The organism is Alteriqipengyuania triglochinis (assembly GCF_054655655.1).
Map to the genome: position 1 here is coordinate 361,863 of NZ_BAAHNC010000003.1, position 25,451 is coordinate 387,313.

The window sequence follows — 25,451 nt, forward strand, 5'->3', positions numbered from 1 at the left end:
TTGCGGTGGGCGCAGTCGGGATCGAAAGGTCGAACTGTCATGTCCACTGCCGCCTACACGTACAATATCTCTCCCTCTCCAGAAGCCGGCTACCTTCCCGATCCGGAAGCCGTCGGCCTGTCCTTTTCCGATCTCGCGGCCAGCCTGCTCGAACAGAGCGAGGACTGCATCAAGCTGCTGAGCGTGGACGGGAACATAGAGTTCATCAATTGCGGCGGTCTCGGCGCGATGGAGATCGACAGTCCGGAGATGGTTCTGGGCAAGCCTTGGTGGGAACTGTGGCCCGAAGAGTCGCAGGCTTTCGTGAAGACCAGGTTCTTCGCCGCACTTCAGGGCGATGCGCTCGAGTTCACGGCCAGCTGTCCTACCGCCCGGGGTAACGAGCGTTTCTGGTCGGTCAGTTTCAAGCCGATTCTCGCCACTGGAGGATCGGTCGTTTCGGTCCAGGTAAATTCCCGCCAGATCGCCTTCCCGCAGGACGCCTGACGTTCGGCAGTATTGGCTCGGCCCAGCCGTCGCCGGAACGCGCCAGCGCTACTCGGACCTCGCCGACCTTCGGTCTGCCGCGCGAAACTCGATCAGCCACACCTGAGGCCTCGTGCCGAAGCGGAGCGGCAATCCGCTGGTCCCGAGGCCGGCGCCGACGATGGCGGTGCCGTGCGGATCGTCGGTGCGACCGCAGGCGAAGCGCTTGCCATAGCGCGACTGGGTGAAGACCATCCCGATCAGCGGCAGCTGCACCTGTCCGCAATGCGTATGTCCGGCAAGGATCACCGATCCTTGCGGCAGGTCGGGCAGGGGATCGGGACTGTGGCTGAGGAACACCGGCGCACCGTCGAGCTTCGCGACCGCGGCGAGGGTTTTCGGAATATCGTCGTGATCGGTATGGTCGTCGTCCAGCCCGCCGATGACCAGCGGTCCCGCCTGCGCGGCCTCGTTTTCAAGGGTCGTGATCCGGATGCGCTCCAATTGTGCCTTGAGCCCGGGCCAGCCGAACCAGTGATCGTGATTGCCCGGCACCAGAAACACGCCGAGCGGCGCGGAAAGACTGCCCAGCGGCGCGATGATCTCCCCCGGCGGGTAGACACGCGTGGCCAGTCCTTTCTCGCTCACGAGGTCGCCCGCGATCACGATCGCGTCGGGATGCAGCGCGTTGACCTGCGCCACGATCCGTTCGAGGCGGTCGGGCGGCATGTCGGGCCCCGCGACGTGGATGTCTGAGATCAGCGCGAGCGTGACCGGATCGCTTCCTGCGGGCCAATCGGGCAGGGAGACGGCGGTTCGCTTGACTTCAGGATCGGACAATGTGTCGCGCGACGTTTTCCACGCAACCAGCGCGCCGATCACCGTCGCGACCGCCAGGAGGGTAAGGAGGACGGTCCGTCGGCGGGGGCGGTGCGGGGCGAAATCGCTCATCGCGATGGAATGGCGGGGCTTCGACGATCCGGCAAGCGCCCGATCAAATGCCGCGCACGCCGTTGCCACCCGCGCGCGCTCGCGTTAGGGCCTTTTGGTTTCCAGCACTTCAAGGCCGAGCACCCCCCATGCCGATCAGCAACGCAAAGCGCATCCTCCTGAAACTTTCGGGCGAGGTGCTGATGGGCGAACAGGAGTTCGGGATCGATCCCGCGTTCGTCAGCGAGCTGGCGCAGGAAGTGAAACAGGCCAAGGAGGAAGGCTGGGAAATCTGCCTCGTCATCGGCGGCGGCAACATCTTCCGCGGGATGGCCGGCGCGGCGCAGGGCATGGATCGTGCGCAGGCCGATTACATGGGCATGCTGGCCACGGTGATGAACGCGCTGGCGATGCAGAGCGCGCTCGAACAGCTGGGCGTGCCGACCCGGGTGCAGTCGGCGGTGCAGATGGACCAGGTGTGCGAGCCTGTGATCCGGCGCCGGGCGGAGCGGCATCTGGAAAAGGGCCGCATCGTCATCTTTGCCGCCGGTGTGGGCGCACCCTATTTCACGACCGATAGCGGTGCCGCGCTGCGCGCTGCCGAAATGGGTTGTGATGCGCTGTTCAAGGGCACCAGCGTCGACGGGGTCTACGATTCGGACCCCAAGAAGAACCCGGATGCCAAGCGTTTCGATACAGTCACTTACGACAAGGTGCTGGCGGACAACCTGAAAGTGATGGACGCCAGCGCCGTGGCCCTGTGCCGCGACAACAAGATTCCGATCGTCGTGTTCTCGATCCGCGAGAAGGGCAATCTCGCCCGTGTTCTCGCCGGACAGGGTGCGCAGACGATCGTCCAGGCAGAACAATAGACCGAGGAAGCCGAACACATGGCCAAGTACGACAAGAGCGATATCGAACGCCGCATGCAGGGCGCAGTGGAAAGCCTGAAGGGCGATCTGGCCGGCCTGCGCACCGGCCGCGCGAACACCAGCCTGCTCGATCCCGTGGTGGTCGAGGTGTACGGATCGATGATGCCGCTGAACCAGGTGGCGACCGTCTCGGCCCCCGAGCCGCGCATGCTGAGCGTGCAGGTGTGGGACAAGAGCAACGTGAGCGCGGTGGAGAAGGGCATTGCCCACGCCAATCTCGGCCTCAATCCGATGCAGGACGGGCAGACCCTGCGCATTCCGATGCCGGACCTGACCGAAGAACGCCGCAAGGATCTTGCCAAGCTGGCGGACAAGTACGGCGAGAATTCGAAGATCGCCATCCGCAACGTCCGCCGCGACGGGATGGAAGCGCTCAAGGAAGACGAGAAGAAGAAAGAGATTTCCGAAGACGATCGCAAGCGCGCCGAGGACGAGGTCCAGAAGCTGACCGACAAGTATGTCGAGGAGGTGGACAAGGCCGTCGAAGCGAAGAAGAAGGAAATCATGACCCAGTGATCGGCGGGTCCGCCACCGTTCGCCCCGGGCGGGTGGCGCTCCGCGCCGTCGGCAGCTTCGAAGGGCGAACGCGTGCTTGCCGTTCGCGGTTCGACAGGTTCACCACGAACGGGCTTTGACGATGACGGACGAAATCCGAGCCAGGCACGTCGCCATTATCATGGACGGCAACGGGCGCTGGGCCAAGCGCCGGGGGCTTCCGCGCGCCCTCGGCCACAAGCGCGGGGTGGAGGCGGTGCGGACGCTGGTTCGCAGCCTCAAGGACGGTCCGGTCGAATGCCTCACGCTCTACGCTTTCAGCAGCGAAAACTGGAAGCGGCCGGAAGACGAGGTGTCCGACCTCATGAACCTGATGCGCAGCTTCATCCGGACCGACCTCGACGAATTCGTCGCGAACGGCGTGAAGCTGAAGATCGTGGGCGACTGGCGCGCGCTCGATCCCGATATCGTCGACATGCTGGACGACGCGCTGGAGCGTACCTCCGGCGGGACGCGCACGGTGGCGGTCGCGCTCAACTACGGTTCGCAGCAGGAAATCGCGGCAGCCGCGAAGGCTGCGGCGAAGGAAGGCGCGATCACGCCTGAGGCGATCGAGCGTCATTTGTTCACCGCCGACCTGCCCCCGCTCGATCTCCTCATCCGGACAAGTGGCGAGGTGCGTCTGTCGAATTTTCTGTTATGGCAAATGGCTTACGCGGAGATGATCTTCGTCGAGACGCTGTGGCCGGACTTCACCCCGCAGCATCTGGCGCAAGCGCTGGACGACTTCGCGAAGAGGGAGAGGCGCTATGGCGGCCGATGACAAGGCGACCGCGAACGACACGCCGGACGATACCGGGACCGATCGCTTGAACAAGGATGCGGATGCGCATCCCGAAGTGCTCGCGACCGATGCGGAACTGCGCGAGATCAAGGAACATTCGCGGCGCAAGACGCTGGGCATCAGGGCCGCGTCTTCGGCGGTAATGATCGCCATCGCGCTCGGCGCCTATTATTGGCTGGGCGACCGCGGGCTCGACATACTGGTCGCGGTGGTCTCGGCGATCTGCTTTCTCGAGCTGATCTTCCTCATCATCAAGGCGACCGGCAATATTCCCTATCGGCTCGCGGGCATCCTTGCCGGCGGGGCCTATATCGGCCTTGCGGCGCTGATCCTGATCGATTTCGACATCCAGTCGTTCTACATCTCGATCGCGGTGGTGATCCTGGCGGACACCTTCGCCTATATCTTCGGTACGCTGATCGGCGGGCCGCGGATCATGCCGCGGGTCAGCCCCAACAAGACATGGGCGGGCCTGATCGGCGGGATGTTCGGCGGTTTCCTGGCGCTGACGCCGCTCATCTACCTGTCGTCGCGCATCATGGGCGTGCTCGATACGCAGGCGCTGCTGGTGGCGGCGGTGGCCGGGCCGGTTCTCGCGCTTATCGCGCTGCTCGGCGACCTGTTCGAAAGCTGGCTGAAACGGCGGGCAGGGGTAAAGGATTCCAGCCGTCTCATCCCCGGGCACGGCGGTTTTCTGGACCGCTTCGACGGCCTGATTCCGGTTTCCATCGTGGTCGGCATCATGGTTTCGCTGGCGATCTAGGCCGATGCGCTCGATTTCCATCCTCGGCAGCACCGGCTCGGTCGGTGACTCGACGCTCAAGCTGCTGCGGCAGCATCGCGACGCGTGGCGCGTCGAGGCGCTGACCGCGCATTGCAGCGCGACCAAGCTCGCGCAGCTCGCGCGCGAATTCGATGCGAAGATCGCGGTGGTCAGCGACGAAGCCTGCCTGCCCGAACTGCGCGAGGCGTTGAGCGGCAGCGGGATCGAGGCGGCGGGCGGACGCGCGGCGCTGATCGAGGCGGCGAGCCGCCCGGTCGATATCACCATGGCGGCGATCGTGGGTTGCGCCGGCCTTGCGCCGGTCATGGCGGCGATCGAGCAGGGCGGCACCATCGCGCTTGCGAACAAGGAAGCGCTGGTCTCTGCCGGGCCAGTGATGATGCAGGCGGTCGAAGAGCACGGCGCGACGCTGCTGCCGGTCGATTCGGAGCACAATGCGATCTTCCAGTGCCTGGCGGGCAATGATCTCGCCGAAGTGCGGATGATCACGCTCACGGCCAGCGGTGGGCCGCTGCGGCTGCATTCCGCGCAAGAGCTGCAGCGCGTCACGCCCGATCAGGCGGTCGCACATCCCAACTGGGACATGGGCGCGAAGATCAGCGTCGATTCGGCCACCATGATGAACAAGGGGCTGGAACTGATCGAGGCGCACCACCTCTTTCCGGTCGGGCTCGAGAAGATCCGGATCATTGTTCACCCGCAAAGCGTGATCCACTCCATGGTCGAATATCGCGACCATTCGACGCTGGCCCAGCTCGGCCCGTCGGACATGATGGTCCCCATCGCATCGTGCCTCGCGTGGCCCAAGCGGATGGAGGCGGCGTGCAAGCCGCTCGATCTGGCGGGGATCGGCGAACTCACGTTCTTCGCGCCCGACGAACAGCGCTTTCCGGCCACCCGCCTCGCGCGTGAAGCCTGCGAGGAGGGCGGGGCGGCTCCCGCGGTTCTGAATGCCGCCAACGAGATTGCGGTCGCGGCATTCCTCGCCGGTCACATTCCGTTCACCCGGATTGCGGCACTGGTGGAGGACGTACTGGAACAGTCGGCCAGGCCGCCACGGCCTGCTGCACTGGATGACGTGCTGGCAATAGACGCGGCTGCGCGGCGGCAGGCGCAGGCCATTCTGGAGAACGCATGATCGAACAGCCCCCTGTATGGATGTGGGTCATCGGCTTCCTGCTGGTGCTGGGGCCGCTGGTGACCCTTCACGAACTGGGGCACCTGCTGGTCGGGCGCGCCCTTGGGGTGCAGGCCGATGCTTTCTCGGTCGGCTTCGGCAAGGAACTCGCCGGTTTCAACGACCGGCACGGAACGCGCTGGCGGATTTCCGCCCTGCCGCTGGGCGGTTACGTCCAGTTCCGGGGGGACATGAACCCCGCGAGCATCCCCGATCCCGATGCGCCTGCGCCGCCGGGCGCGTTCCAGAACGCGTCGCTGTGGCGCCGCGCGCTGATCGTGTTTGCCGGGCCGGCGACCAATATCCTCATCGCGCTGGGCATTTTTGCCGCCTTTTTCATGATTTTCGGCCGGCCGGTGCCGGTCGATGCGGAGCAGCAGCTGACCGTTGCGGGCTTCAGCGAGGAATCGCCTGCACGCGACGCCGGGATCGAGATCGGCGACCGGATCGTGACACTGGACGGCAACCCGATCGAGAGTTTCCGCGACCTGCAGCAGGAAGTGATGCTGCACCCCGAACGGCGCATGGAACTGGGCGTGGATCGCGATGGCGACATGCTCGACATCAGCGTCACCACCATGAGCCACGAGGTGGAGGACCGCTTCGGCAACGTTTCGAAGATCGGCCTGCTCGGTGTCGAGTCGGCGGGGGTCGAATACGACTTCCAGAAACAGGGTCCCGTCGATGCGCTGGTCGGCGGGGTGGAACAGTCGATCGACACGTTTTCGATGATGATCACGGGTATCAAGCAGATCGTCGTCGGCCAGCGTTCGGTGCGCGAACTGGGCGGCCCGGTGAAGATCGCCAAGTTTTCCGGCGAGCAGCTGAGCTTGGGGTGGGTCGCCTTCATCAACTTCGTCGCGCTGATCTCACTTAATTTGGCATTCATTAACCTGCTGCCAATTCCCGCACTCGACGGTGGCCACCTGGCTTTCTACGCGGCGGAGGCAATCCGCCGGAAACCGGTTGGCCCCCGCGCGATGGAAATGGCGTATCGTACCGGCGTGGCCCTCGTGCTGGCGCTGATGCTATTCGTGACGATCAACGACCTGGCGACGCTGACGCTGTTTGGCTGACGCGGATCCGGGCAGGGACATGAGAGGTGGACCCACAGCACATCGCACCAGCTTGAAAGGGGAGCGCGTATCGGGCAGAGGGCGCCGGATCCTCGGATCCGGAAGACCGGTGCGGCAAAGATAGCTGGGTACGATCCGGGTCGACACATTTTGACGGGACACTTTCGCCAATGACGGCCATCGATACGGGCGCATCGCGCCGCTCGCGCACTATTCGCAGCTACGCGATTGCGCTGCTCGCCTGCACTACCCTTGGCGGCCTGCCGCAAGCGGCATTCGCGCAGGAAACTCAAGAGGATGACACCCGGGAGGCTGACGCTCAGCCTGCCGCAACCGCCGCTCAGCCGCAGGGCGACACCATTCGCACGATTTCCGTGCGCGGGGTGGAGCGCCTCGAGCCGCAGACCATCCTCAGCTATGTACGCCTGCGCCCCGGCGACGAATACACCACCGCCGCAGCCGACCAGGCGCTGAAGGATCTGGCTGCGACCGAATTGTTCGAAAGCTACACGATCCGCAACGATAACGGCGAAGTGCTGATCGAGGTGGAGGAAAACCCGGTTATCAACCGGATCATCCTCGAAGGGAACGATCGTCTCAAGTCCGACAAGATCGTGCCCGAGATCAAGCTGGCCCCGCGCCAGATCTTCACCCGGTCGAAAGTGCGTGCGGACGTTGCCCGCATCATCGAACTGTACAAGCGCCAGGGGCGCTTTGCCGCTACGGTGGAGCCGAAGACGGTCCAGCTGAGCCAGAACCGCGTCGATCTCGTTTTCGAGATCAGCGAAGGGCCCAAGTCCCGCGTCCGCCAGATCAACGTCATCGGCAACGAAGCGTTCTCGGACGGGAACCTGAAGGGTGAGATGATCACCAAGGAAACCGGCCTGTTCAGTTTCCTCAGCGGCAATACCAGCTACGACCCCGATCGCCTGGCCTTCGACCAGCAGAAGCTGCGCGAATTCTACCTGACCGAAGGCTATGTCGATTTCCGCGTCGTTTCGGCCGTTGCCGAGCTGACCCCGGACAAGCGCGACTTCATCATCACCTATGTGGTGGAAGAGGGCGAGCGGTACACCTTCGGCGATGTGGACGTCACCAGCGAAATCCGTGATTTCGACGAGGATGTGCTGACCCAGAACATCGCGATCGAGCCGGGTGAATGGTACAATGCCCAGCGGATCGAGGACACGGTGGAATCGCTCAGCGAGCTGGCCGGCCGCTTCGGCTATGCCTTCGCCGACGTTCGCCCGCAGTTCCGTCGCAATCTCGAAGACCGGACGATGGACGTCACCCTCGTTATCAACGAGGCGCCGCGCGTCTACATCGAGCGGGTCGACGTCAACGGCAACACGCTGACGCAGGACAAGGTGATCCGTCGCGAATTCCGTGCTTCGGAAGGCGACGCCTTCAACAGCCTCGCGATCGACCGGACCACCGCGCGCATCAACTCGCTCGGCTTCTTCCAGGAAGGTTTCGAAGTCCAGCAGGTCGAGACCGCCGATCCGGACCGGATCATCCTCGAAGCCAATGTCGAGGAACAGCCGACAGGCGAACTGCAGCTTTCGGCCGGGTTCTCCTCGCTCGAAAGCTTCCTGTTCGCGGGCTCGATTCGGCAGCGCAATTTCCGCGGTCGCGGGCAGACCATCGGCCTTTCGGCCCAGGTTTCCCGCTTCTCGAACTCGGTGAACCTCAGCTTCTCCGAACCTTACATGTTCGACCGCAATATTTCGCTGGGGGTCGATCTCTACCGGCGCGACGTCAACAGCTTCAACCTGAACAATCGCAACCAGACCCGCTACGAGAACACGACCACTGGCGGCTCCTTGCGGGTCGGTGTTCCGCTGACCGAATATGCATCGCTGATCGGTAGCTACACCCTCAACTACGACCAGATCAGCGTCGACGAGAACGCCTTCTTCGCCGATTTCGACGGTGACGGCGTGCGACAGTGCGAACCGATCCTTGCCGGGCGCTTCCTGTGCGACGTGCTGGGCGATCGGACCAGTTCGATCCTCGGCCTCAACCTCGTCTACAACTCGCTCAATAGCTATTATCGCCCCACACGCGGTGAGCGCGGCACGCTCGGCGTCGATTTTGCCGGTCTCGGCGGCGACGTGAAGTATGTGAAGTTCCGGGGCCAGGCCGCAAAGTACTGGCCGGTGCTGGGCGACTTCATCTTCTCGGTTTCGGCCGAAGGCGGCTATATCAAGGGTCTCGAGGATCGCGGTCCGGGACGCGACGATGTGCTGCTGACGGACCGCTTCTTCCTCGGCGAGCCGCAATTCCGCGGGTTCGACATTCGCGGCATCGGCCCGCGCGTGCTGCGCCAGCCGATCACGGCGGACGCAGACGGCAACCCTGTCATCATTACCGACCGCGATCGCATCCAGGACGACGCAATCGGCGGCAACGCCTATTACCTCGGCCGGGCAGAGCTTGAAATTCCGCTCGGCTCGGGCGCGCGTGAGCTGGGTCTGCGGCCGTCGATCTTCCTCGATGTCGGGGCGCTGTTCAATGTCGAGACGCCGACGCTGCAGAACAGCCCGTTCCCCGACGGGCTCGATATCCCGATCCGCAATGCCGATGGCGAAGCCCTGTACACGCAGGTCAACGTCGCGACCTTGGTGACCCCGGCGGGAGGCGGCACTGCCGTGTGTACGCCGGGTTCGGATCCGGGCGACGTCACCACGGTGACCAACCCGGTCAATCCCAACCCGCCGTCATGCCTTACGTCGGCTGATAACACGGCGCTCGCGAGGAATATCCCGCCGTTCCAGGAGGTCTTCCTCGGCAATTCGGCCACGCCGCGCATCTCGGTCGGCATCGGGGTCAACTGGAATTCGCCTTTCGGTCCCTTCCGGATCGACCTCGCACACGTCATCAGCAAGCAACCGGGCGATGACACCAAGACAATCTCATTCAATGTAGGGACGCAATTCTGATGAATTATCGCAATCTTGCCGCCGCAGGCGCCGTCGCCTTCGCAAGCCTTGCCCTGTCCGCACCGGTCAGTGCGCAGGTGAACGGGATCGCCACCGCCGACCGGGCGCTGGCTGTCGCCAGGGCACAGGCGCTGCAGACCGGTTACGAGCAGATCCGGACCCAGTACCAGGCCCAGATCACACAGGCGACCCAGCTGCAGCAGCAGCGCGATGTCGTGGTTCGCGGTCTCGACACCGACGGCGATGGCCAGCTGTCCGACGCCGAAGTGGCGACCGCACCCGAAGCGACCAAACAGCAGGTCGGTTCGCTCGACCAGCAGATCGATGCGATCCAGGCCCCGATCCAGCGTGCCCGCATCTGGGTCGTGTCGCAGATTGGCCAGCAATACGCCCAGGCCGTGCAGCAGGTGATCCAAGAGCGTTCGATCCAGATCATGCTCGCGCCCAATGCGCTGATCTACGCGCCCGAGAATGCCGATGTGACCGCTTCGGTGACCGCCGCGATCAACACGCTTGCGCCGACGGTTCAGGTTACCCCGCCCGCCGACTGGCAGCCGTCGCAGGCCGGTGCGCAGCTGTACCAAGAAATCCAGCAGCTGATCATGCTTTCGGCCATGCAGCAGCGTCAGGCTGCCGCGGCGCAGCAGGGCCAGCAGCCCGCAGCGCAGCAGCCCGCTGCGCAGCCGACCGGGCGTTAATCCCATCTCGGACGTGGAAAACAACGGTGCCGGCCCCGAAGGGGGCGAGACGCGGCAGATGGATGTGCGGCAGGTCCTCAAGGCCCTGCCGCATCGTTACCCAATGCTGCTCGTCGATCGCGTGCAGAGCCTGACCCTCGGCGAGGAAATCCATGCGGTGAAGGCGGTGACCTTCAACGAGGATTTCTTCCAGGGCCACTTCCCCGGCGCGCCGATCATGCCCGGCGTGTTACAGATCGAGGCGCTGGCGCAGGCCGCTGCGATCCTCGGGATAGAGACGCTGGAGCTCGCCGGCACGGGCAAGCTCGTCTATTTCATGGGTATCGACGGGGCAAAGTTCCGTGCGCCTGTGACGCCGGGCTGCCTGCTCGACCTGAAGGTCTCGTTCCTGCAGAAGCGCAGCCGGGTCTACAAGTTCGCCGGCAAGGCGAGCGTGGATGGCAAGGTGACCTGCGAGTGCGAATTCACCGCGATGATCGCGGATCCGCCGGAGTAGGCGAGAAGACTTGCCAAAGGCGTGCGATGCGACTATCCGCGCGCCTTTCACAACCCGACAGCTGGACCGGTCGGAACCGTTCCGAGGCTATGGAGACATGACATGAAGGCCGAAGGTCACCCCGACTACCACACCATCAACGTCAAGATGACGGATGGCACCGAATTCCAGACCCGCTCCACCTGGGGCAAGGAAGGCGACACGCTGACGCTGGAAATCGACCCGACCAGCCACCCGGCATGGACCGGCGGCAAGCAGCAGCTTCAGGAAGGTGGCCGCGTGGCCGCGTTCAACAAGCGCTTCGGTGGGCTCAGCCTCAAGAAATAACGCGATTTTACGCGCTTTGCGGCCTCGTGCCGCGAGGGAAGGGCGGTCCGACGGGGCCGCCCTTTTTCGTTCGCTAGTCCGGGACGACGGTTGGGGATAGGGCGGTGCTTCTTGGCAAATTCGCGGTGATCCTCACCACCCCCACGGCTTCTCGCGATACCACTTGGTAATCACGTACTTGGTGCCTTTGCGCACCTTCATCCCGTGATGCATCGTGTTGGGGTTGGTGGTCTTGTCTGGCCGGCGGTTGTTCCAGCACACCAGCTTGCCGGTCTCCGGCTGGAAGCTCTTCTTCACCACCTTGAAGCGCGTTGCGCCGCCTGCCTCGGGCTCGTTGAGGTAGATCATGAAGGTCCAGGTGCGCTGGCCTGCGACCGAACAGTACTTCTCCCAGTCTTGCCCGTCGGGATTGAAGTAGTCGCAATGGGCCTTGAACTCCTGCCCCACGGCATAGCGCTGGCCCTGCGGAGGCTCGCCATAGGCGGGATCGATCCCGGACAGTTCGGTCAGCATCGCATCAAGCGTCTGCGTACGCGGGTCGTCGACCGGCAGATCGCAGGTCTCGCTGGTGCGGAAATACATGTCCCCGTCGTGATCGGCGAGAGTGGAGGGGCGGCGCTTGGCGTCGATCATCGTGATCAGCTCGGCGCAGAATTCGGGGTCGAGGAAGCCGCGTTTCTGGAACAGCTCCAGCTTGGGGTAGGGCAGGCGTTGCATGCCCTTGGCCGCAAGCTCTCTCGCATCGGATTCGCCGGGATCGCGCATGCCGGTCTCATGCGACAGGGGGAGGGCGATTCGCAAGCCGCGCAAGAATGATGCGTGAAACAGGTTTTTAAGCTCGATTTAAATTCCTAATTGGCTTCCTGCGTGCAAGCGAATAAGGCGCACACGTTCCGCCCTTGACGGAACGATTCGTGCGCGTAACTGCCTCCCCCCTGGCGGGGATGCGCCGGGCATATGGCGATCGTAGCTCAGTTGGTTAGAGCGCCGGTTTGTGGTACCGGAGGTCGGGGGTTCGAGACCCCTCGATCGCCCCATTTGCCCCCCGTCAGTCCCGATCAGGATGACAACACCGATCATGGGGACGACGCGCAACGCGATGACCGCTTTCTGGACCGAGCCCGATTACGACGACCACGAGGTCGTTCACTTCGTCCGCGACGCAAAGCGTGGTCTGACCGCGATTATTGCAATGCATTCGACCCATCTCGGCCCGGCAGCCGGCGGCACCCGCTTCTGGCACTATGCCAAACCCGGCGATGCGATGCGCGATGCGCTGCGGCTGAGCCGCGGGATGAGCTACAAGAACGCGATGGCCGGCCTTCCGATGGGCGGCGGCAAGGCCGTGATCCTGGCCGACGAAGACCGCACGAAGACACCCGAGATGCTCGCCGCTTTCGGTGATGCGGTCGACGGGCTCGGCGGCAAGTATGTCACGGCGGAAGACGTCGGCATTACGGTGAGCGATATGGTCGCCGTGAACCAGCGCACCGAATACGTGTCCGGCCTGCCGGTCGAAGAAGGCGAGGCGGGCGGCAATCCCGGCCCCTTCACGGCGCTGGGTATCTATCTGGGCATCAAGGCCGCCGTGCAGCACAAGCTGGGCACCGACAGCGTCGAAGGCGTGCATGTCGCCATGCAGGGCATCGGCAGCGTGGGCGGCGGTGTCGCGCGCCTGCTCGCCAAGGATGGCGCAAAGCTGACGCTGGCCGATATTCATGCCGACCAGGCGGAGTCTCTGGCGAAGGAACTGGGGGCCGACACGGTCGCCGCCGACACGATCATGTCGGTCGGCTGCGATGTCTTCAGCCCCAATGCGCTGGGCGCGATCCTCGACGATGAGGGCATTGCCCGGCTCGACTGCAAGATCGTTGCGGGCGGTGCGAACAACCAGCTCGCCCGGCCGGAAAACGGCACGGCCCTTGCCGAGCGCGGCATTCTCTATGCGCCCGATTACGTCATCAACGCTGGCGGGATCATCAGCGTGACGATGGAATACCTGTGCCGCCGCGAGGATGCGCCCTGCGATATTAACGAAGTGCGCAAGCGCATCGCGCAGATTCCCGAGCGGCTGACCAAGATCTGGCACGACAGCGAGGCGAGCGGTTCCTCGCCCGATCGCGTGGCCGATGCGATGGCGCAGGAGCTTATCGGGCGCGGCTGAAGCCCGGATGGTCCGGCGGCACAAAGGCCCATGAATCCTTGCGTCGGGCCTGCGCGGACGGCATAGGGCGGGCGATAAAATCATGCACGGCTTCGCCAATCCTCGTAAGTTCCTAGGCCTCGCACGAAGGCTGACCCCGATCCTCCTCGCGGTGGGTCTGGTCGCATCGATTGCCGCGGTCACGTGGGGCCTTTTCATGGTCCCGCCGGACCGCCTGATGGGCGAGACCGTGCGGATCATCTTCATCCACGTGCCTACGGCGTGGCTAGGCATGGCCGGCTGGATGACCATCGCGGGGTCCAGCCTCGCGCTGCTGGTCTGGCGCCACCCGCTTGCGGCCCTCGCAGCCCGCGCTGCCGCCGTTCCCGGCCTCGTCTTCACTGCGCTGTGCCTTGCCACCGGATCGATCTGGGGCCGGCCGACATGGGGCACCTGGTGGGTGTGGGACGGGCGGCTGACCAGCATGCTGATCCTGCTGTTCCTCTATCTCGCCTACATCGCGCTCAGCCAAGCGGTTGCGCGCGAGGGCGCCTCCTCGCGGCTGCCCGCGATCTTCGGGCTGGTCGGCGCGGTCAATGTTCCGATCATCAACCGGTCGGTCGTGTGGTGGAACTCGCTCCACCAGCCGCCCAGCATCACCACCGGCGGCAGCGCGATCGACGGGGTATTCCTGTGGCCGATGATGGTCGCGCTGCTGGGCTTCACCTGCCTGTTCGCGGCCTGCGTGCTGATGAACATGCGCGCGCTGCTGGCCGAGGCGCAGGCGGAGGCGCGGCTTCGTCGCCGCGCGATGGAGGCAGAGCCCGCATCATGATACGTGAAGCGCTTTCCCAATGGGATTACGTGATCGCTGCCTATGCGCTGGCGATCCCCGCGATTGCCGCACTGCTGATCCTCAGCTGGCTGCGGATGCGCCGTGCGGAACGTGCGCGCGATGAAGCCCGCAAGCTGGGCAGGGAGGCGAAATGAGCAACCCCGCAAAGACCGGACTGGCACCCAAGCACCAGCGTCTGGTGCTGGTGCTGGTGGCGCTGGCGGTCCTGCTCGCGGCCGGGATGCTGGCCGCGTGGGGCCTGCGCGCGCAGGCCGACTATTTCTACCTGCCCGAGGATATTGCCGAGAACCCGCCCGAACCGGGCCGCGCCATTCGCCTTGGCGGGATGGTTCAGCAAGGCTCGATCCGCACGTTGCCCGATGGCGTGACGATCGCGTTCTCGGTCGTTGGACGCGGCGACAATGCGATCCCTGTCACCTATCGCGGGATCGTGCCCGACCTGTTCGTCGAAGGATCGGGCGTGATCGCCAATGGCAGCCTGGCCTCCAACGGCACGTTCGAGGCCGAGACGCTGCTCGCCAAGCACGACGAGAATTACACCCCGCGCGAGCTGGAAGGGCTGAGCGAAGAGGCGATGCACGAACGGCTGGAAGAAAGCGCCGCGCGGTGAACCAGGTCGAGGCACCATGACCGCAGAACTCGGCCTTGCTGCCCTGTGGCTCGCCGCAGGCATGTGCGTGCTGCAGTTCCTCGCTGGGATCGTGGGCGTGCGCGCGGCGCCCGATGGCGAGGCTGCGCCCGATCCGGTCAGCGCGCTCGCCCGGCCGGCCGCGGTCGTTCAGGGGCTGTTGCTGCTGTTCGCCTTCGCCTGCCTGTTGCGGGTGTTCGTGATGACCGATCTGTCGGTCGCGCTGGTCGCAGCGAACAGCAATGCGGACAAGCCCTTCATCTATCGCCTTTCGGGTGCCTGGGGGAACCACGAGGGCTCGATGCTGCTGTGGGTGACGATCCTGGGCCTGTCGGGTGCGCTGGTCGCCGCGCTTGAGCGGCGGATGGACGATCGCTTCATGAAGGCGGTGCTGGCGGCGCAGGCCTTCGTGGCTCTGGGTTTCCTGGCCTTCCTGCTGTTCAGTTCTAACCCGTTCGAACGGCTCAGCCCGCCCGCCGATTTCGGTGCCGGGCTCAACCCGCTGCTGCAGGACATCGGCCTCGCGTTCCATCCGCCGATTCTCTACCTCGGCTATGTCGGCCTCTCGGTCGCCTTCTGCTTCGTCGTCGCAGGGCTGGTGACCCGGCAGGCGGGGCCGGAACTGGCGCGGGTGATGCGGCCGTGGGTGCTGGCGGCATGGGTTGCCCTCACGCTCGGCATCGCGGCGGGCAGCTACTGGGCCTATTACGAGCTTGGCTGGGGCGGCTGGTGGTTCTGGGATCCGGTCGAGAATGCATCGCTGATGCCGTGGCTTGCCGCGACCGCGCTGCTTCACTCGGTCGGCGTGCTGGCCGCGCGCGATGCGCTGCGCACCTGGACCATGATGCTGGGCGTCGTCGCCTTTTCGATGAGCATGGTGGGCACCTTCCTCGTGCGTTCCGGCATCCTGACCAGCGTGCACGTTTTCGCAGTCGACCCGGCACGTGGGGCGTTCATCCTCGCGCTGCTGACGCTCTACGTGGGCGGGGCCTTCGGGCTGTTCGCCCTGCGGGCAGGGGCCCTGGCGGAGGGCAAGCGGTTCGCGGTGGTCAGCCGCGAGGGCGCGCTGGTGTTCAACAATGTGATGCTGAGCGCGATCCTCGCAGTGGTGCTGCTGGGCACGCTCTACCCGCTGCTGGCCGAGGCGTTCGACACCCGCGTTTCCATCGGCCCGCCCTATTACAATCCGGTCACCGCCATGTTCGCGGTCCCGATGCTGCTGGTCCTGCTGGTCGGTCCGCTGCTGCGCTGGAAGCGCGACAGTCTGGCGCGGATCGCCATCCCGCTGGTGCTGGTGGGCGCGATCCTTGCCGCATCGGTCACCCTCGTCGCGGCCTTCACCGGCGCGGGCGTGCTGCCGACCATAGGGCTGGCGCTCGCCGCAGCACTGGCCGTGGCGAGCTGGATGCCGCTGAAGGGCCGCCGCCTGCGGCTGGTCCCGCTGGCACTGTGGGGATCGATGATCGCGCATTTCGGTGTCGCGGTCAGCCTTGCCGGGATGGCCAGCGAGACCGCCTTTTCGAGCGAGCGTCTGGTTGCCATGCGCACCGGCGAAAGCGTGGCGGTGGGGCCGTTCGACGTGACCCTCCAATCGGTCGAGCCGGTCGCCGGGCCTAACTGGACGGCGCTGCAGGCCCGGGTCATGGTGTCGCATGGCGGGATCGAGAACGAGCTGCTGCCCGAAGCACGCTACTTCACCGATCCCCCGCAGGCCACCAGCGAGAGCGCGCTGCTGACGCGCTGGGACGGCCAGCTCTACGCCATTCTCGGCGATGCGGCGGGCGAGGACCGGTGGCAGCTGCGCCTCTGGTGGAAGCCCTTCGTGACGCTGATCTGGTACGGCGCGCTGATCATCGCGCTGGGCGGCCTGCTTTCGATGTTCGGCCACATGCGGTCCAGTGCGCGGGCGCGCAGCATCCGTGAAGAGGTCGCGCGGCGGCGCGCGGAGAAGGCGACGGTATGAAGCGTGTCTGGCTCATCCTCCCGCTGGCGCTGTTTGCGCTTTTCCTCGGCATGGCGGGCTATCAGCTGACCCAGCCCAAGGACGAGTTCATCCGCAGCACGATGATCGGCAAGCCATTGCCCGCTTTCGACCTGCCGGGGACGACCGACGAAGCCGCGCGGGTATCCTCCGGTGCGTTCGCCGATGGCCAGCCGCGCCTGCTCAATGTCTGGGCCAGCTGGTGCGTGCCGTGCATCGCCGAAGCTCCGCAGCTCGAAGCCCTGGCGGAGCGGGGGGTGCCGATCGTCGGCATCGCAATTCGCGACACGCCGGAAGATATCGCCCGCTTCCTGGAAAACTATGGCGACCCTTATACGGTCGTCGCGCGCGACGACATTGCCGAGCTGCAGCTCGCGCTCGGCTCCAGCGGGGTCCCGGAAACCTTCGTGATCGATGGCGAGGGGATCATCCGGCACCAGCATATCGGCGATATCCGGCCCGAGAATGTCGACGAGATCTACGCCGCCTGGGAGGACGCACGATGATGCGATCGACGCTCCTCGCCGCCCTCATCCTCGCGCTGGCCGCGCCTGTGGCAGCGCAGGCGCCATCGTCTGCGCCGCTTGCCAATGTACAGCTGGCCGATCCGCAGGACGAGGCACGCGCGCAGGCGCTGATGGAAGAACTGCGCTGCCTCACCTGCCAGTCGCAATCGATCGCCGACAGCAATGCGGCGATGGCGGGCGACATGCGCCATCAGGTGCGCAGTCGCATCGCGGCAGGCGAAAGCCCGGATGAAGTACGGGCCTGGCTGGTGGAGCGCTATGGCGACTACGTGACCTATCGCCCCGGCTTCGACCGGGCGACCTGGCCGCTCTTCGCTCTCCCGGTGCTGTTCATTCTCGTTGCGGGCGCGATCCTGTTCCGCCGTCTGGGGAGGGGTGAGGAGTGATCGCGACATGGATCGCCATCGGCGTGCTCGCGCTTGCCGCCTTGGGTGTCGGCCTGCTGGCCGCGCGCGAGGGTCGGCGGGTGTGGACGCTGCTCGCCTCGGCGCTGGTTTTCGCGCTGGCAGGCTATGCATGGCAGGGATCGCCGGATCTGGCAGCGGCGCCCAAACAGGCGGAAAACACGATCATGCCCACATCGGAAAACCTGATCGAATCGCGGCGCGGCTTCTACAATATCGAGGGCATCCAGCCTTCGCGCTATGTCGTCATGGCCGACGCATTCTCCCGCCGTGGCCAGCATGTCGATGCGGCCGGCCTGCTGCGCAACGGGGTGAGCGAGAATCCGCAGGATGGCGAGGCGTGGCTGGCGCTTGCACTGGCGCTGGCCGACCACACGCGGGGGCGGGTGACGCCCCCGATCGACTATGCGTTTCAGCGTGCACGTGAGGCAACGCCGGACAATCCTGCGCCCGATTACTTTCGCGGCCTGCTCGCGATGCGGACCGGCGACCTCGTCGGCGCACGTGATTTCTGGGCCCAGGCGATCGCCGATATTCCCGAGGATGCCCGCGGTCGCGAGTATGTCGCGCAGCAGCTGGAGCGGCTCGAAGGGGTGATCAAGGTGCTGGGCGAACGCCCCCCGCAACGCGGGCCGATGATGCAAGCGCCCGCTGAACCACGGTAAATCCGCTTGCGCGTGCATGTTGCACTTGCACACGGGCACTGCTAACCGCGCCGGTCTCTCTCCTCGAAAGAGTGAAGACCGCGCCTGCCGGGGGCTCGCAGGCATGAGAATGGCATTCATTGCATGAGTGATTCCGCACCAGCATCGGGCTCCGAACCGGGCAATCGCCCCGGTGCCGCTGCGCCTGCAAAGGGCTCGGCGGCGCATCAGGCGTCCACCGCAACCCTCGCCTTCGGCGCGATCGGCATCGTTTTCGGCGATATCGGGACCAGCCCGCTCTACGCCTTCCGCGAGACTTTCGTGGGGCCCAATCCGCTCGCGCTCGATGCGGCGCACGTTCTGGGTGTGGTCAGCCTGATCTTCTGGTCGATGACGCTGATCGTCGCGATCCAGTATGTCACCATCCTGATGCGCGCCGATAACAAGGGGCAGGGGGGCTCGCTCGCACTGGTCGCACTGATCTCACGCTATATCGGCCAGTCGAAATACAGCTGGCTCGCGATCCTGCTGGGCGTATTCGCGACCTCGCTGTTCTATGGCGACTCGATGATCACGCCCGCGATCTCCGTGCTTTCGGCGGTCGAGGGGCTGACTGTCGTCGACCAAGGGCTGCAGGACTTCGTCATCCCCATCGCGCTCGGCCTGCTGGTCGCGCTGTTCCTGATCCAGCGTCGCGGGACAGCCAAGGTCGGTGCGCTGTTTGCGCCCGTGATGATCGTCTACTTCTCGGTCATCGCGTTGCTCGGCGTATGGCAGATCATCCAGCACCCGCAGGTGCTGTGGGCCCTGAGCCCGCACCATGCGGTCAACTTCTTCCTGCTCGACGGGTGGCTTGCCTTCCTCGCGCTCGGCTCGGTCGTCCTCGCGGTGACGGGTTCGGAAGCGCTGTATTCGGACATGGGCCATTTCGGCCGCGGCCCGATGCGCCTTTCGTGGTTCGGCTTCGTCATGCCGTGCCTGCTGCTCAACTATTTCGGGCAGGGCGCAATGATGATCAGCCTGCCGCCCGAAGCGGCGCAGGAAGCGATCGAGAGCCCGTTCTTCTTCCTCGCCGCCGAGCAATGGCGCCTGCCGCTCGTGTTCCTCGCTACGGTGGCGACCTTCATCGCCAGCCAGGCAGTGATCTCGGGCGCGTTCTCGATCACCCACCAGGCGATGCAGCTGGGCTACATTCCGCGTCTGGCCGTGCGGCATACGAGCGAGAGCGAGGCGGGCCAGATCTACATCCCGGCGGTCAACTGGGCGCTGATGACCGCGGTCATCATCCTCGTGCTGACCTTCCAGAATTCCTCCAACCTCGCCAGCGCATACGGCATCGCGGTGACCGGCGCGGTCACCATCGACACGCTGCTGATGGGCGTGCTGTTCGTGGGCGTGTGGAAGTGGAAATGGTGGGTCGCCGCGCCGATCGTGCTGCTGTTCCTGATCGTAGACGGGGCGTATTTCGCGGCGAACCTGACCAAGATCGGCGATGGTGGCTGGTTCCCGCTGATCGTGGGCCTGATCGCCTTCACCTTGCTGACCACATGGGCGCGCGGGCGCAAGCTGATGCGCGAACGGATGGGCGAGGTCGCGCTGCCCATAGAGATCTTCGCCAAGTCCGCGCAGAACAGCGCCACCCGGGTGCCGGGGACCGCGATCTTCATGGCGTCGAGCACCGCCGGCGTGCCCTCCGCGCTGCTGCACAATATCAAGCACAACAAGGTCCTGCACGAGCGCGTGGTGATCCTGACGGTCGAGATCGCGGATGTGCCTTACGTCGATCCCGAACAGCGCTGCGAGTTCACCGAGATCGGCAGCGGCTTCTACCGTGCGATCCTGCACTATGGCTTCATGGACGAAACCAACGTGCCCGAAGGCCTCAAGAGCATGAGCCGGTGCGGCGGCAAGTTCGACATGATGGAGACGAGCTTCTTCCTCAGCCGCCAGACCCTGCTGCCGAGCGAGAAGCCCGGCATGCCGATCTGGCGCGAGAAGATCTTCGCCTGGATGCTCCGCAACTCCGCGAGCGCAATGCAGTTCTTCCGCCTGCCGACGAACCGGGTGGTGGAGCTTGGGAGCCAGGTGCGGATCTAGGCGGTCGTCTAGGGCTGTCCGCGCACGGCGACGGGGCAACGAAACGCATCGACGGGCCGGCCTCAGCGCTGGTTGGCGCGCATCCCGCTTGTCACGGTGTCTCTGATCGTATCTCAAGGCCCCATGCTTAGCCTCAGTCCCGAAGTCGCCCTCCTCGTCCTGGGCATCCTGCTGTTAGCCACGGTGTTCGCGGGATCGCTCTCGAGCCGCTTCGGCTTGCCGGCCCTGATCGGATTCCTTTGTCTTGGCATGCTCGCCGGGGTGGATGGGCCAGGGGGCATCGCGTTCGACGATTACGTCCTGACGCAGGGCGTGGGCATCGCGTGCCTCATCTTCATCCTGTTTTCCGGCGGGATCGATACCGACTGGCGCGACGTGCGCCGCGTCGCCACGCCCGCTCTGGTGCTGGCCACGGGCGGCGTGATGATCAGTGCCGGGATCATGGCTCTCGCTGCGGTCCTGCTGCTGGGTTTCAGCCCGTTCCAGGGCTTCCTGCTGGGCGCCATCGTCGCGTCGACCGACGCGGCGGCGGTCTTCGCGATCCTGCGCTCCACCGGGCTCGACCTGCACGGCGACGTGCCTGCGCTGATCGAGGTGGAATCGGGCTCGAACGATCCGATGGCGATCTTCCTCGTCGGGGCAGCGTTGATGTTCATCACGGTGCCCGATTTCTCGCCGGTGTCGCTCGTGCCGCAATTCCTCCTGCAAATGGCGCTGGGGGCGCTGATCGGGTTCGGGGCGGGCTATATGCTGCCCGAGATCCTCAAGCGCTCGCCTTACCGCCATGGCGGGCTGGCATTCGTCATCTCGATCGCTGCCGCGCTGATCGCCTATGGCCTGGCAGCGGTGCTGGGCGGCAACGGCTTCCTCGCGGCCTATGTCGCCGGGCTGGTCGCGGGCAACCGGACCTATCTCGCGCGCACCATCGTCTCGACCTTTCAGGACGGGCTGGCGTGGCTTGCGCAGGTCGTCATGTTCCTGACCCTCGGCCTGCTGATTGCCCCGTCGAACCTGACGGGCGTGATTGTGCCGGGCCTCGCCATCACCTTTATCCTGATGTTCGTTGCCCGCCCGGTGAGCGTGTTCGTCTGCCTCGCGCCATTTCGCCAGTTCGGTTGGCGGGCAAAGCTGTTCGTATCATGGGCGGGGCTGCGAGGAGCGGTGCCGATCGTGCTCGCCACCTTCCCGATCGTGGCAGGCGTGCCGAGCGCGTTCACGATCTTCAACATCGTGTTCTTCGTGGTGCTGCTGTCGAGCGTTATTCAGGGCCCGACGATCAACTGGATGGCCGCCCGCCTCGGGCTGGCCGCCACGGACCGTCCGGATGACGACGGCCACCACGCGGGCGGTGCCGAACCCGGCAGCTGACAACCCTGCCTATGCCCCGGTTGGCGGTTCCTCATCGGGCAGGCCTTCGTTCCGATTGGGGTCGAGGCCGTGCCTCAGCAGCATCGGCAACTGGGTTAAGGTGAAGGCGAGGCTCAGCCCCATGAACACCCACAGCTTGGCCCATAGCCAGCTTTCGAAGCTGAGCGACATGCGCAGCGCCTCGTTCAGCACGGCAAGGAACAGGAAGAAAAAGCCCCAGTTGCGCGACAGCTTGAGCCAGCCTTCCTGTGACAATCCCTCGAACGCCGCCTCGAGCAGCCATTGCAGGAAGGCCTTGCCGCGCATCCAGCCGATCAGCAGCACGATGCCGAAAAAGGCGTAGAGCACCGTCGGCTTGACCTGCACGTAGAACGGATCGCGCAGCAGGATCGTCATGCCGCCGAAGCCCACGATCAGCACGGTCGAGAGCATCAGCATCTTGGACACGTGGCCAAGGATGAGCTTGCTCGCGATCACCGCCGCGATTGCCGCGACGATGAAAGCCCCGGTCGATTTGATGATCGCGAACAGCGTGCCGACCGAATCCTCCCCATCGGGCTGGAAGAGGTAGAAGCTGACAAGGAAGACGATCAGCGGGCCGTAATCGATCGCGACGTTCAGCCAGCCGGATTTGGGCTTCTGGGGTTCGGTTTGGGGTTCGGGTTCACTCATTGCAGCCTCACTATCCGCTCGCCCTGAGCGGCTATATATTATGCTACCCCGGCGATCACGCGCGCGACGAGGTCCGGATCGAAGGGCCGCAGGTCGCCCATCTGCTCGCCCACGCCGATGGCATGGATGGGCAAGCCGTATTTCTGCGCCGCCGCGACCAGGATGCCGCCGCGCGCAGTGCCGTCCAGCTTGGTCATGATCAGGCCGGTGACGCCCGCCACCTCCTGGAAGACATCGATCTGGCTGAGCGCATTCTGGCCGTTGGTGGCATCGAGCACCAGCACGACATCGTGCGGCGCCTCCGGGTTGAGGCGGCCGAGGACTTTGCGGATCTTGGCCAGCTCGTCCATCAGCTCGCGCTTGTTTTGCAACCGGCCTGCGGTGTCGACGATCAGTGCGTCGGTGCCTTCATCTGTGCCGCGCTTGACCGCGTCGAACACGATGCTCGCCGGGTCGCCGCCCTCCGGCCCGCGGACCAAGGGCACTCCCACGCGGTCTGCCCAGGTCTGCAACTGGCCGATGGCTGCCGCGCGGAAGGTGTCGCCCGCTGCCAGCATCACCTCGTAATCGTCTTCCATGAACAGGTGGGCGAGCTTGGCGATGGTGGTCGTCTTGCCGCTGCCGTTGACCCCGATCACGAGGATCACCTGCGGGCGTGGGAAGGCGGTGACCTCAAGCGGCTTGGCCACCGGGCGCAGGATCGCGGCAATCTCTTCCGCGACCGCCTCGCGCAATTGCCGCTCGGTAATCTCGGCACCGAAACGCTGTTCGCGCAGCGCTTCGCGCACGCGGCCCGCCGCCTCTGGCCCGAGGTCGGACATGATCAGTGCGTCCTCGATCTCGTCGAGCGTCGCATCGTCGAGCCGGGTGTTGCCGACCGGTGCGATATTCTCGCTCAGGCGATCCGAGGTCTTGCGAAATCCGCCGAGCAGGCGGTCGCTCCAGCTTGAGGAGCCTTGGTCGCTCATACGAGCATCCCTTCGATGATCCGGGTGGGGGAAATGGTTGCGATGGTCCCCGGCGCGGTACCCTTTGGCAGGGCCACGCGGGCGAAGTGGGGAGTGTAGCCGCTGCCATCCTTTTCGGCGAGCACTTCGTGCCCCGTGCCAATCAGGCCGGCGAGCCACTGGTCGCGGGTTTCGCGCACCGCGCTGCGCAGCTGCGCCGCCCGCGCCTTGATCGTCGCCGGCGCAACCTGCGGCATGCGCGCGGCGGGCGTGCCCTCGCGCGCGGAGTAGGGGAAGACGTGTCCGTGGACGATCCCGCATTCGCGGATGATCGAGAGGTTATCGGCGTGGTGCGCATCGGTCTCGGTCGGGAAACCCGCGATCAGGTCTGCCCCGATAGCGATCTCGGGCCGCCGCGCCTTGAGCCGCGCGACGAGATCGATCGCCTGTGCGCGGCTGTGGCGCCGTTTCATCCGCTTGAGGATCAGGTCGCTGCCGTGCTGGAGCGACAGGTGCAGGTGCGGCATCACGCGCGGCTCGTGCGCGATCAGGTCGAACAGATGCTCGTCGATCTCGATCCCGTCGACCGAGGAGAGGCGCAGGCGCGGCAGCTGCGGGAAGGCGTTGAGAATAGCGGACACCAGCGATCCCAGCCCGGGTGAGCCGGGCAGGTCCTGCCCCCACGATGTCAGGTCGACCCCCGTAAGCACGACCTCGCGCGTTCCTTCCGCCAGCCGCGCCTCGACCGCGCGCAGTATGGTCCCGATCGAATCCGACCGGCTTGCGCCGCGTCCTTGCGGAATGATGCAGAAGGTGCAGGCGTGGTCGCAGCCGTTCTGCACGCCAACGAAGGCACGCGTGCCCTGCTGGCGCAGCGCTGCCCTGGGTTCGGGCAGGTTCCAGCTGCGCGGATCGAGCTTGGCTGCGTTGGCGACGAACCCGTCGACCTCCGCCATGTTCGCCAGATCCTCGCGCTCCGTCTCTGCCGCGCAGCCGGTGACCAGCAGGCGGGCATCGGGATGCGCCTTGCGCGCCCGGCGGATCGCCTGCCGCGTGTGGCGCACCGCCTCGCGCGTGACCGAGCACGAATTGACCACCACGAGATCGCGCTCAGCCTCGACGAGGGCGGAGATCCGCTCGCTCTCGGCATGGTTCAGGCGGCAGCCGAGTGAAATGACGCGCCCCTCGCTCATGCGAAATCGTCGAGCTCGAAGGTGCCGCGATACGCTTCGCTCGCGGGGCCTCCCATGTGGATGACGCCGTCCTCGTCGTGACGGATGGTCAGCGTGCCTCCGGGCAGCGTCACCCGGACCTGTGCATCGACGAGACCGCGGCGATAGGCGACCGCGGCCGTCGCGCACGCGCCGGTGCCGCAGGCGAGGGTAAGCCCCGCGCCGCGTTCCCACACGCGCAGGCGGATGGCATCGCGCGCGGTGATCTGCGCGACATTGACGTTGATTCTCTCGGGAAACAGGGAATCGGTCTCTATCTGAGGGCCCAGCCTGTCGAGCGGAACCGCGTCCGGATCGTCCACGAAAAAGACGACATGGGGATTGCCGATATTCGCCGCGCCCGGCTGTTCGAGCATCTCCCAACCCAGCGGCATCTCGCGCGTGTCCATCGCATAGGCGAGGGGGATGTCCTGCCAGTCGAACCGGGGACGTCCCATCGCGACCTCCGCCTGGAGGCCATCGGGCCGGACATGCAGCAGCCCGCCGGCCGTCTCTATCGTCGCGGGAGCGCCATGCAGCACGGCGACCGCCCGGGTCGCATTGCCGCATGCCTCCACTTCGCTGCCGTCGGCATTGTGGATGCGCATGGTCATGGCGGCGGATTGCGCCGGGCCGAGGACGATCAGCTGGTCGAAGCCGATCCCGCGATGGCGATCCGCCAGGGCCTGGATTTGTGCGGGCGCGAGGCGCGGTACGTCCGCTTCGCGCCCGTCCAGGATCGCGAAGTCATTGCCCAGCCCATGCATCTTGACGAAGGGAATACGCATCGTTCCCCGCACTTATGGC

27 protein-coding genes and 1 tRNA gene are annotated in these 25,451 nt (G+C 65.4%); 22 read left to right on the forward strand and 6 right to left on the reverse strand.

Annotated features, from left to right (window positions below):
• Positions 1-39 precede the first annotated feature (39 nt).
• Positions 40-486 carry a PAS domain-containing protein gene (locus tag ACYQ0L_RS11950; protein WP_459789446.1) on the forward strand — a complete coding sequence of 149 codons (447 nt, stop codon included), beginning with the start codon at positions 40-42 and terminating at the stop codon, positions 484-486.
• A gap of 48 nt (positions 487-534) precedes the next feature.
• On the opposite strand, the gene ACYQ0L_RS11955 is transcribed toward ACYQ0L_RS11950, so the two are convergent.
• Positions 535-1,416 (reverse strand): metallophosphoesterase, encoded by an 882-nt coding sequence (locus ACYQ0L_RS11955; RefSeq protein WP_459789447.1) that lies wholly within the window; start codon positions 1,414-1,416, stop codon positions 535-537.
• Between the two features lie 128 nt (positions 1,417-1,544).
• Between ACYQ0L_RS11955 and pyrH the strand changes: the two genes are divergently transcribed.
• The 10 genes from pyrH to rpmE all read left to right on the forward strand — a co-directional run bounded on the left by pyrH (position 1,545) and on the right by rpmE (position 11,166).
• Entirely contained in the window at positions 1,545-2,267 is a 723-nt protein-coding gene (pyrH, locus tag ACYQ0L_RS11960) for a UMP kinase (RefSeq protein ID WP_459789448.1), read from the forward strand.
• Between the two features lie 18 nt (positions 2,268-2,285).
• On the forward strand, positions 2,286-2,843 hold the full coding sequence (gene frr / locus ACYQ0L_RS11965; RefSeq protein WP_459789449.1) for a ribosome recycling factor: 558 nt from the start codon (positions 2,286-2,288) through the stop codon (positions 2,841-2,843).
• Positions 2,844-2,964: 121 nt separating this feature from the next.
• Positions 2,965-3,645 carry a polyprenyl diphosphate synthase gene (uppS, locus tag ACYQ0L_RS11970; RefSeq protein ID WP_459789450.1) on the forward strand — a complete coding sequence of 227 codons (681 nt, stop codon included), beginning with the start codon at positions 2,965-2,967 and terminating at the stop codon, positions 3,643-3,645.
• Entirely contained in the window at positions 3,632-4,429 is a 798-nt protein-coding gene (locus ACYQ0L_RS11975; RefSeq protein WP_459789451.1) for a phosphatidate cytidylyltransferase, read from the forward strand. The genes uppS and ACYQ0L_RS11975 overlap by 14 nt, the downstream gene beginning before the upstream one ends.
• A 4-nt stretch (positions 4,430-4,433) precedes the next feature.
• Entirely contained in the window at positions 4,434-5,588 is a 1,155-nt protein-coding gene (locus ACYQ0L_RS11980; protein ID WP_459789452.1) for a 1-deoxy-D-xylulose-5-phosphate reductoisomerase, read from the forward strand.
• Positions 5,585-6,703, forward strand: coding sequence for an RIP metalloprotease RseP (gene rseP / locus ACYQ0L_RS11985; protein ID WP_459789453.1), 1,119 nt, complete (start codon positions 5,585-5,587; stop codon positions 6,701-6,703). Before ACYQ0L_RS11980 ends, rseP begins: the two co-directional genes overlap by 4 nt.
• A gap of 170 nt (positions 6,704-6,873) precedes the next feature.
• Positions 6,874-9,645 carry an outer membrane protein assembly factor BamA gene (gene bamA, locus ACYQ0L_RS11990; RefSeq protein WP_459789454.1) on the forward strand — a complete coding sequence of 924 codons (2,772 nt, stop codon included), beginning with the start codon at positions 6,874-6,876 and terminating at the stop codon, positions 9,643-9,645.
• The gene (locus ACYQ0L_RS11995) at positions 9,645-10,343 is read left to right on the forward strand and encodes an OmpH family outer membrane protein (protein ID WP_459789456.1); all 699 of its coding nucleotides are present in this window, start codon (positions 9,645-9,647) and stop codon (positions 10,341-10,343) included. Before bamA ends, ACYQ0L_RS11995 begins: the two co-directional genes overlap by 1 nt.
• 58 nt (positions 10,344-10,401) lie before the next feature.
• On the forward strand, positions 10,402-10,839 hold the full coding sequence (fabZ, locus tag ACYQ0L_RS12000) for a 3-hydroxyacyl-ACP dehydratase FabZ (RefSeq protein ID WP_459789667.1): 438 nt from the start codon (positions 10,402-10,404) through the stop codon (positions 10,837-10,839).
• A 102-nt stretch (positions 10,840-10,941) separates the two neighbouring features.
• The gene (gene rpmE / locus ACYQ0L_RS12005) at positions 10,942-11,166 is read left to right on the forward strand and encodes a 50S ribosomal protein L31 (RefSeq protein ID WP_010412358.1); all 225 of its coding nucleotides are present in this window, start codon (positions 10,942-10,944) and stop codon (positions 11,164-11,166) included.
• A 132-nt stretch (positions 11,167-11,298) separates the two neighbouring features.
• Here rpmE and ACYQ0L_RS12010 read toward each other — a convergent pair whose 3' ends face one another.
• On the reverse strand, positions 11,299-11,931 hold the full coding sequence (locus tag ACYQ0L_RS12010; protein ID WP_459789457.1) for a prolyl hydroxylase family protein: 633 nt from the start codon (positions 11,929-11,931) through the stop codon (positions 11,299-11,301).
• Positions 11,932-12,126: 195 nt separating this feature from the next.
• Here ACYQ0L_RS12010 and ACYQ0L_RS12015 point away from each other — a divergent pair.
• The 11 genes from ACYQ0L_RS12015 (at position 12,127) to ACYQ0L_RS12065 (ending at position 21,814) form a co-directional block, all read left to right on the forward strand.
• Positions 12,127-12,203: transfer RNA gene (locus ACYQ0L_RS12015), tRNA-His, on the forward strand.
• Between the two features lie 62 nt (positions 12,204-12,265).
• Complete coding sequence (locus ACYQ0L_RS12020) at positions 12,266-13,330, forward strand: Leu/Phe/Val dehydrogenase (RefSeq protein ID WP_459789668.1); 1,065 nt, start codon at positions 12,266-12,268, stop codon at positions 13,328-13,330.
• 82 nt (positions 13,331-13,412) lie between these two features.
• The gene (gene ccmC / locus ACYQ0L_RS12025) at positions 13,413-14,144 is read left to right on the forward strand and encodes a heme ABC transporter permease CcmC (RefSeq protein ID WP_459789459.1); all 732 of its coding nucleotides are present in this window, start codon (positions 13,413-13,415) and stop codon (positions 14,142-14,144) included.
• Positions 14,141-14,299 carry a hypothetical protein gene (locus ACYQ0L_RS12030; RefSeq protein WP_459789460.1) on the forward strand — a complete coding sequence of 53 codons (159 nt, stop codon included), beginning with the start codon at positions 14,141-14,143 and terminating at the stop codon, positions 14,297-14,299. Before ccmC ends, ACYQ0L_RS12030 begins: the two co-directional genes overlap by 4 nt.
• On the forward strand, positions 14,296-14,775 hold the full coding sequence (gene ccmE, locus ACYQ0L_RS12035) for a cytochrome c maturation protein CcmE (protein WP_459789461.1): 480 nt from the start codon (positions 14,296-14,298) through the stop codon (positions 14,773-14,775). The genes ACYQ0L_RS12030 and ccmE overlap by 4 nt, the downstream gene beginning before the upstream one ends.
• Before the next feature lie 16 nt (positions 14,776-14,791).
• Positions 14,792-16,756 carry a heme lyase CcmF/NrfE family subunit gene (locus tag ACYQ0L_RS12040; protein WP_459789462.1) on the forward strand — a complete coding sequence of 655 codons (1,965 nt, stop codon included), beginning with the start codon at positions 14,792-14,794 and terminating at the stop codon, positions 16,754-16,756.
• Entirely contained in the window at positions 16,753-17,280 is a 528-nt protein-coding gene (locus ACYQ0L_RS12045) for a DsbE family thiol:disulfide interchange protein (protein ID WP_459789463.1), read from the forward strand. Before ACYQ0L_RS12040 ends, ACYQ0L_RS12045 begins: the two co-directional genes overlap by 4 nt.
• Positions 17,280-17,687, forward strand: coding sequence for a cytochrome c-type biogenesis protein (locus tag ACYQ0L_RS12050; RefSeq protein WP_459789464.1), 408 nt, complete (start codon positions 17,280-17,282; stop codon positions 17,685-17,687). Before ACYQ0L_RS12045 ends, ACYQ0L_RS12050 begins: the two co-directional genes overlap by 1 nt.
• Positions 17,684-18,370: a tetratricopeptide repeat protein gene (locus tag ACYQ0L_RS12055; RefSeq protein WP_459789466.1), complete on the forward strand. Its 687-nt coding sequence runs from the start codon at positions 17,684-17,686 to the stop codon at positions 18,368-18,370. The genes ACYQ0L_RS12050 and ACYQ0L_RS12055 overlap by 4 nt, the downstream gene beginning before the upstream one ends.
• Positions 18,371-18,493: 123 nt before the next feature.
• Positions 18,494-20,446, forward strand: a complete 1,953-nt coding sequence (locus tag ACYQ0L_RS12060; RefSeq protein WP_459789467.1) for a potassium transporter Kup — start codon at positions 18,494-18,496, stop codon at positions 20,444-20,446.
• 123 nt (positions 20,447-20,569) lie between these two features.
• Positions 20,570-21,814, forward strand: coding sequence for a potassium/proton antiporter (locus tag ACYQ0L_RS12065; RefSeq protein WP_459789468.1), 1,245 nt, complete (start codon positions 20,570-20,572; stop codon positions 21,812-21,814).
• A 9-nt stretch (positions 21,815-21,823) separates the two neighbouring features.
• On the opposite strand, the gene ACYQ0L_RS12070 is transcribed toward ACYQ0L_RS12065, so the two are convergent.
• Genes ACYQ0L_RS12070 through dapF form a run of 4 tightly spaced genes read right to left on the reverse strand, consistent with a single transcriptional unit; the run spans position 21,824 to position 25,432 of the window.
• Entirely contained in the window at positions 21,824-22,486 is a 663-nt protein-coding gene (locus ACYQ0L_RS12070; RefSeq protein ID WP_459789469.1) for an inner membrane-spanning protein YciB, read from the reverse strand.
• 38 nt (positions 22,487-22,524) lie between these two features.
• Entirely contained in the window at positions 22,525-23,454 is a 930-nt protein-coding gene (ftsY, locus tag ACYQ0L_RS12075) for a signal recognition particle-docking protein FtsY (protein WP_459789470.1), read from the reverse strand.
• On the reverse strand, positions 23,451-24,626 hold the full coding sequence (locus tag ACYQ0L_RS12080) for a MiaB/RimO family radical SAM methylthiotransferase (RefSeq protein ID WP_459789471.1): 1,176 nt from the start codon (positions 24,624-24,626) through the stop codon (positions 23,451-23,453). The genes ftsY and ACYQ0L_RS12080 overlap by 4 nt, the downstream gene beginning before the upstream one ends.
• Positions 24,623-25,432: a diaminopimelate epimerase gene (gene dapF, locus ACYQ0L_RS12085; protein WP_459789472.1), complete on the reverse strand. Its 810-nt coding sequence runs from the start codon at positions 25,430-25,432 to the stop codon at positions 24,623-24,625. The genes ACYQ0L_RS12080 and dapF overlap by 4 nt, the downstream gene beginning before the upstream one ends.
• Positions 25,433-25,451: the final 19 nt, after the last annotated feature.

What these genes read in the sequence shown, in the direction of transcription:
- ACYQ0L_RS11950 (WP_459789446.1), top strand. Translation starts at nt 40, where the DNA reads ATGTCCACTGCCGCCTACACGTACAATATCTCTCCCTCTCCAGAAGCC.
- ACYQ0L_RS11955 (WP_459789447.1), bottom strand. Translation starts at nt 1,416, where the DNA reads ATGAGCGATTTCGCCCCGCACCGCCCCCGCCGACGGACCGTCCTCCTT.
- pyrH (WP_459789448.1), top strand. Translation starts at nt 1,545, where the DNA reads ATGCCGATCAGCAACGCAAAGCGCATCCTCCTGAAACTTTCGGGCGAG.
- frr (WP_459789449.1), top strand. Translation starts at nt 2,286, where the DNA reads ATGGCCAAGTACGACAAGAGCGATATCGAACGCCGCATGCAGGGCGCA.
- uppS (WP_459789450.1), top strand. Translation starts at nt 2,965, where the DNA reads ATGACGGACGAAATCCGAGCCAGGCACGTCGCCATTATCATGGACGGC.
- ACYQ0L_RS11975 (WP_459789451.1), top strand. Translation starts at nt 3,632, where the DNA reads ATGGCGGCCGATGACAAGGCGACCGCGAACGACACGCCGGACGATACC.
- ACYQ0L_RS11980 (WP_459789452.1), top strand. Translation starts at nt 4,434, where the DNA reads ATGCGCTCGATTTCCATCCTCGGCAGCACCGGCTCGGTCGGTGACTCG.
- rseP (WP_459789453.1), top strand. Translation starts at nt 5,585, where the DNA reads ATGATCGAACAGCCCCCTGTATGGATGTGGGTCATCGGCTTCCTGCTG.
- bamA (WP_459789454.1), top strand. Translation starts at nt 6,874, where the DNA reads ATGACGGCCATCGATACGGGCGCATCGCGCCGCTCGCGCACTATTCGC.
- ACYQ0L_RS11995 (WP_459789456.1), top strand. Translation starts at nt 9,645, where the DNA reads ATGAATTATCGCAATCTTGCCGCCGCAGGCGCCGTCGCCTTCGCAAGC.
- fabZ (WP_459789667.1), top strand. Translation starts at nt 10,402, where the DNA reads ATGGATGTGCGGCAGGTCCTCAAGGCCCTGCCGCATCGTTACCCAATG.
- rpmE (WP_010412358.1), top strand. Translation starts at nt 10,942, where the DNA reads ATGAAGGCCGAAGGTCACCCCGACTACCACACCATCAACGTCAAGATG.
- ACYQ0L_RS12010 (WP_459789457.1), bottom strand. Translation starts at nt 11,931, where the DNA reads ATGCGCGATCCCGGCGAATCCGATGCGAGAGAGCTTGCGGCCAAGGGC.
- ACYQ0L_RS12020 (WP_459789668.1), top strand. Translation starts at nt 12,266, where the DNA reads ATGACCGCTTTCTGGACCGAGCCCGATTACGACGACCACGAGGTCGTT.
- ccmC (WP_459789459.1), top strand. Translation starts at nt 13,413, where the DNA reads ATGCACGGCTTCGCCAATCCTCGTAAGTTCCTAGGCCTCGCACGAAGG.
- ACYQ0L_RS12030 (WP_459789460.1), top strand. Translation starts at nt 14,141, where the DNA reads ATGATACGTGAAGCGCTTTCCCAATGGGATTACGTGATCGCTGCCTAT.
- ccmE (WP_459789461.1), top strand. Translation starts at nt 14,296, where the DNA reads ATGAGCAACCCCGCAAAGACCGGACTGGCACCCAAGCACCAGCGTCTG.
- ACYQ0L_RS12040 (WP_459789462.1), top strand. Translation starts at nt 14,792, where the DNA reads ATGACCGCAGAACTCGGCCTTGCTGCCCTGTGGCTCGCCGCAGGCATG.
- ACYQ0L_RS12045 (WP_459789463.1), top strand. Translation starts at nt 16,753, where the DNA reads ATGAAGCGTGTCTGGCTCATCCTCCCGCTGGCGCTGTTTGCGCTTTTC.
- ACYQ0L_RS12050 (WP_459789464.1), top strand. Translation starts at nt 17,280, where the DNA reads ATGCGATCGACGCTCCTCGCCGCCCTCATCCTCGCGCTGGCCGCGCCT.
- ACYQ0L_RS12060 (WP_459789467.1), top strand. Translation starts at nt 18,494, where the DNA reads ATGAGTGATTCCGCACCAGCATCGGGCTCCGAACCGGGCAATCGCCCC.
- ACYQ0L_RS12065 (WP_459789468.1), top strand. Translation starts at nt 20,570, where the DNA reads ATGCTTAGCCTCAGTCCCGAAGTCGCCCTCCTCGTCCTGGGCATCCTG.
- ACYQ0L_RS12070 (WP_459789469.1), bottom strand. Translation starts at nt 22,486, where the DNA reads ATGAGTGAACCCGAACCCCAAACCGAACCCCAGAAGCCCAAATCCGGC.
- ftsY (WP_459789470.1), bottom strand. Translation starts at nt 23,454, where the DNA reads ATGAGCGACCAAGGCTCCTCAAGCTGGAGCGACCGCCTGCTCGGCGGA.
- ACYQ0L_RS12080 (WP_459789471.1), bottom strand. Translation starts at nt 24,626, where the DNA reads ATGAGCGAGGGGCGCGTCATTTCACTCGGCTGCCGCCTGAACCATGCC.
- dapF (WP_459789472.1), bottom strand. Translation starts at nt 25,432, where the DNA reads ATGCGTATTCCCTTCGTCAAGATGCATGGGCTGGGCAATGACTTCGCG.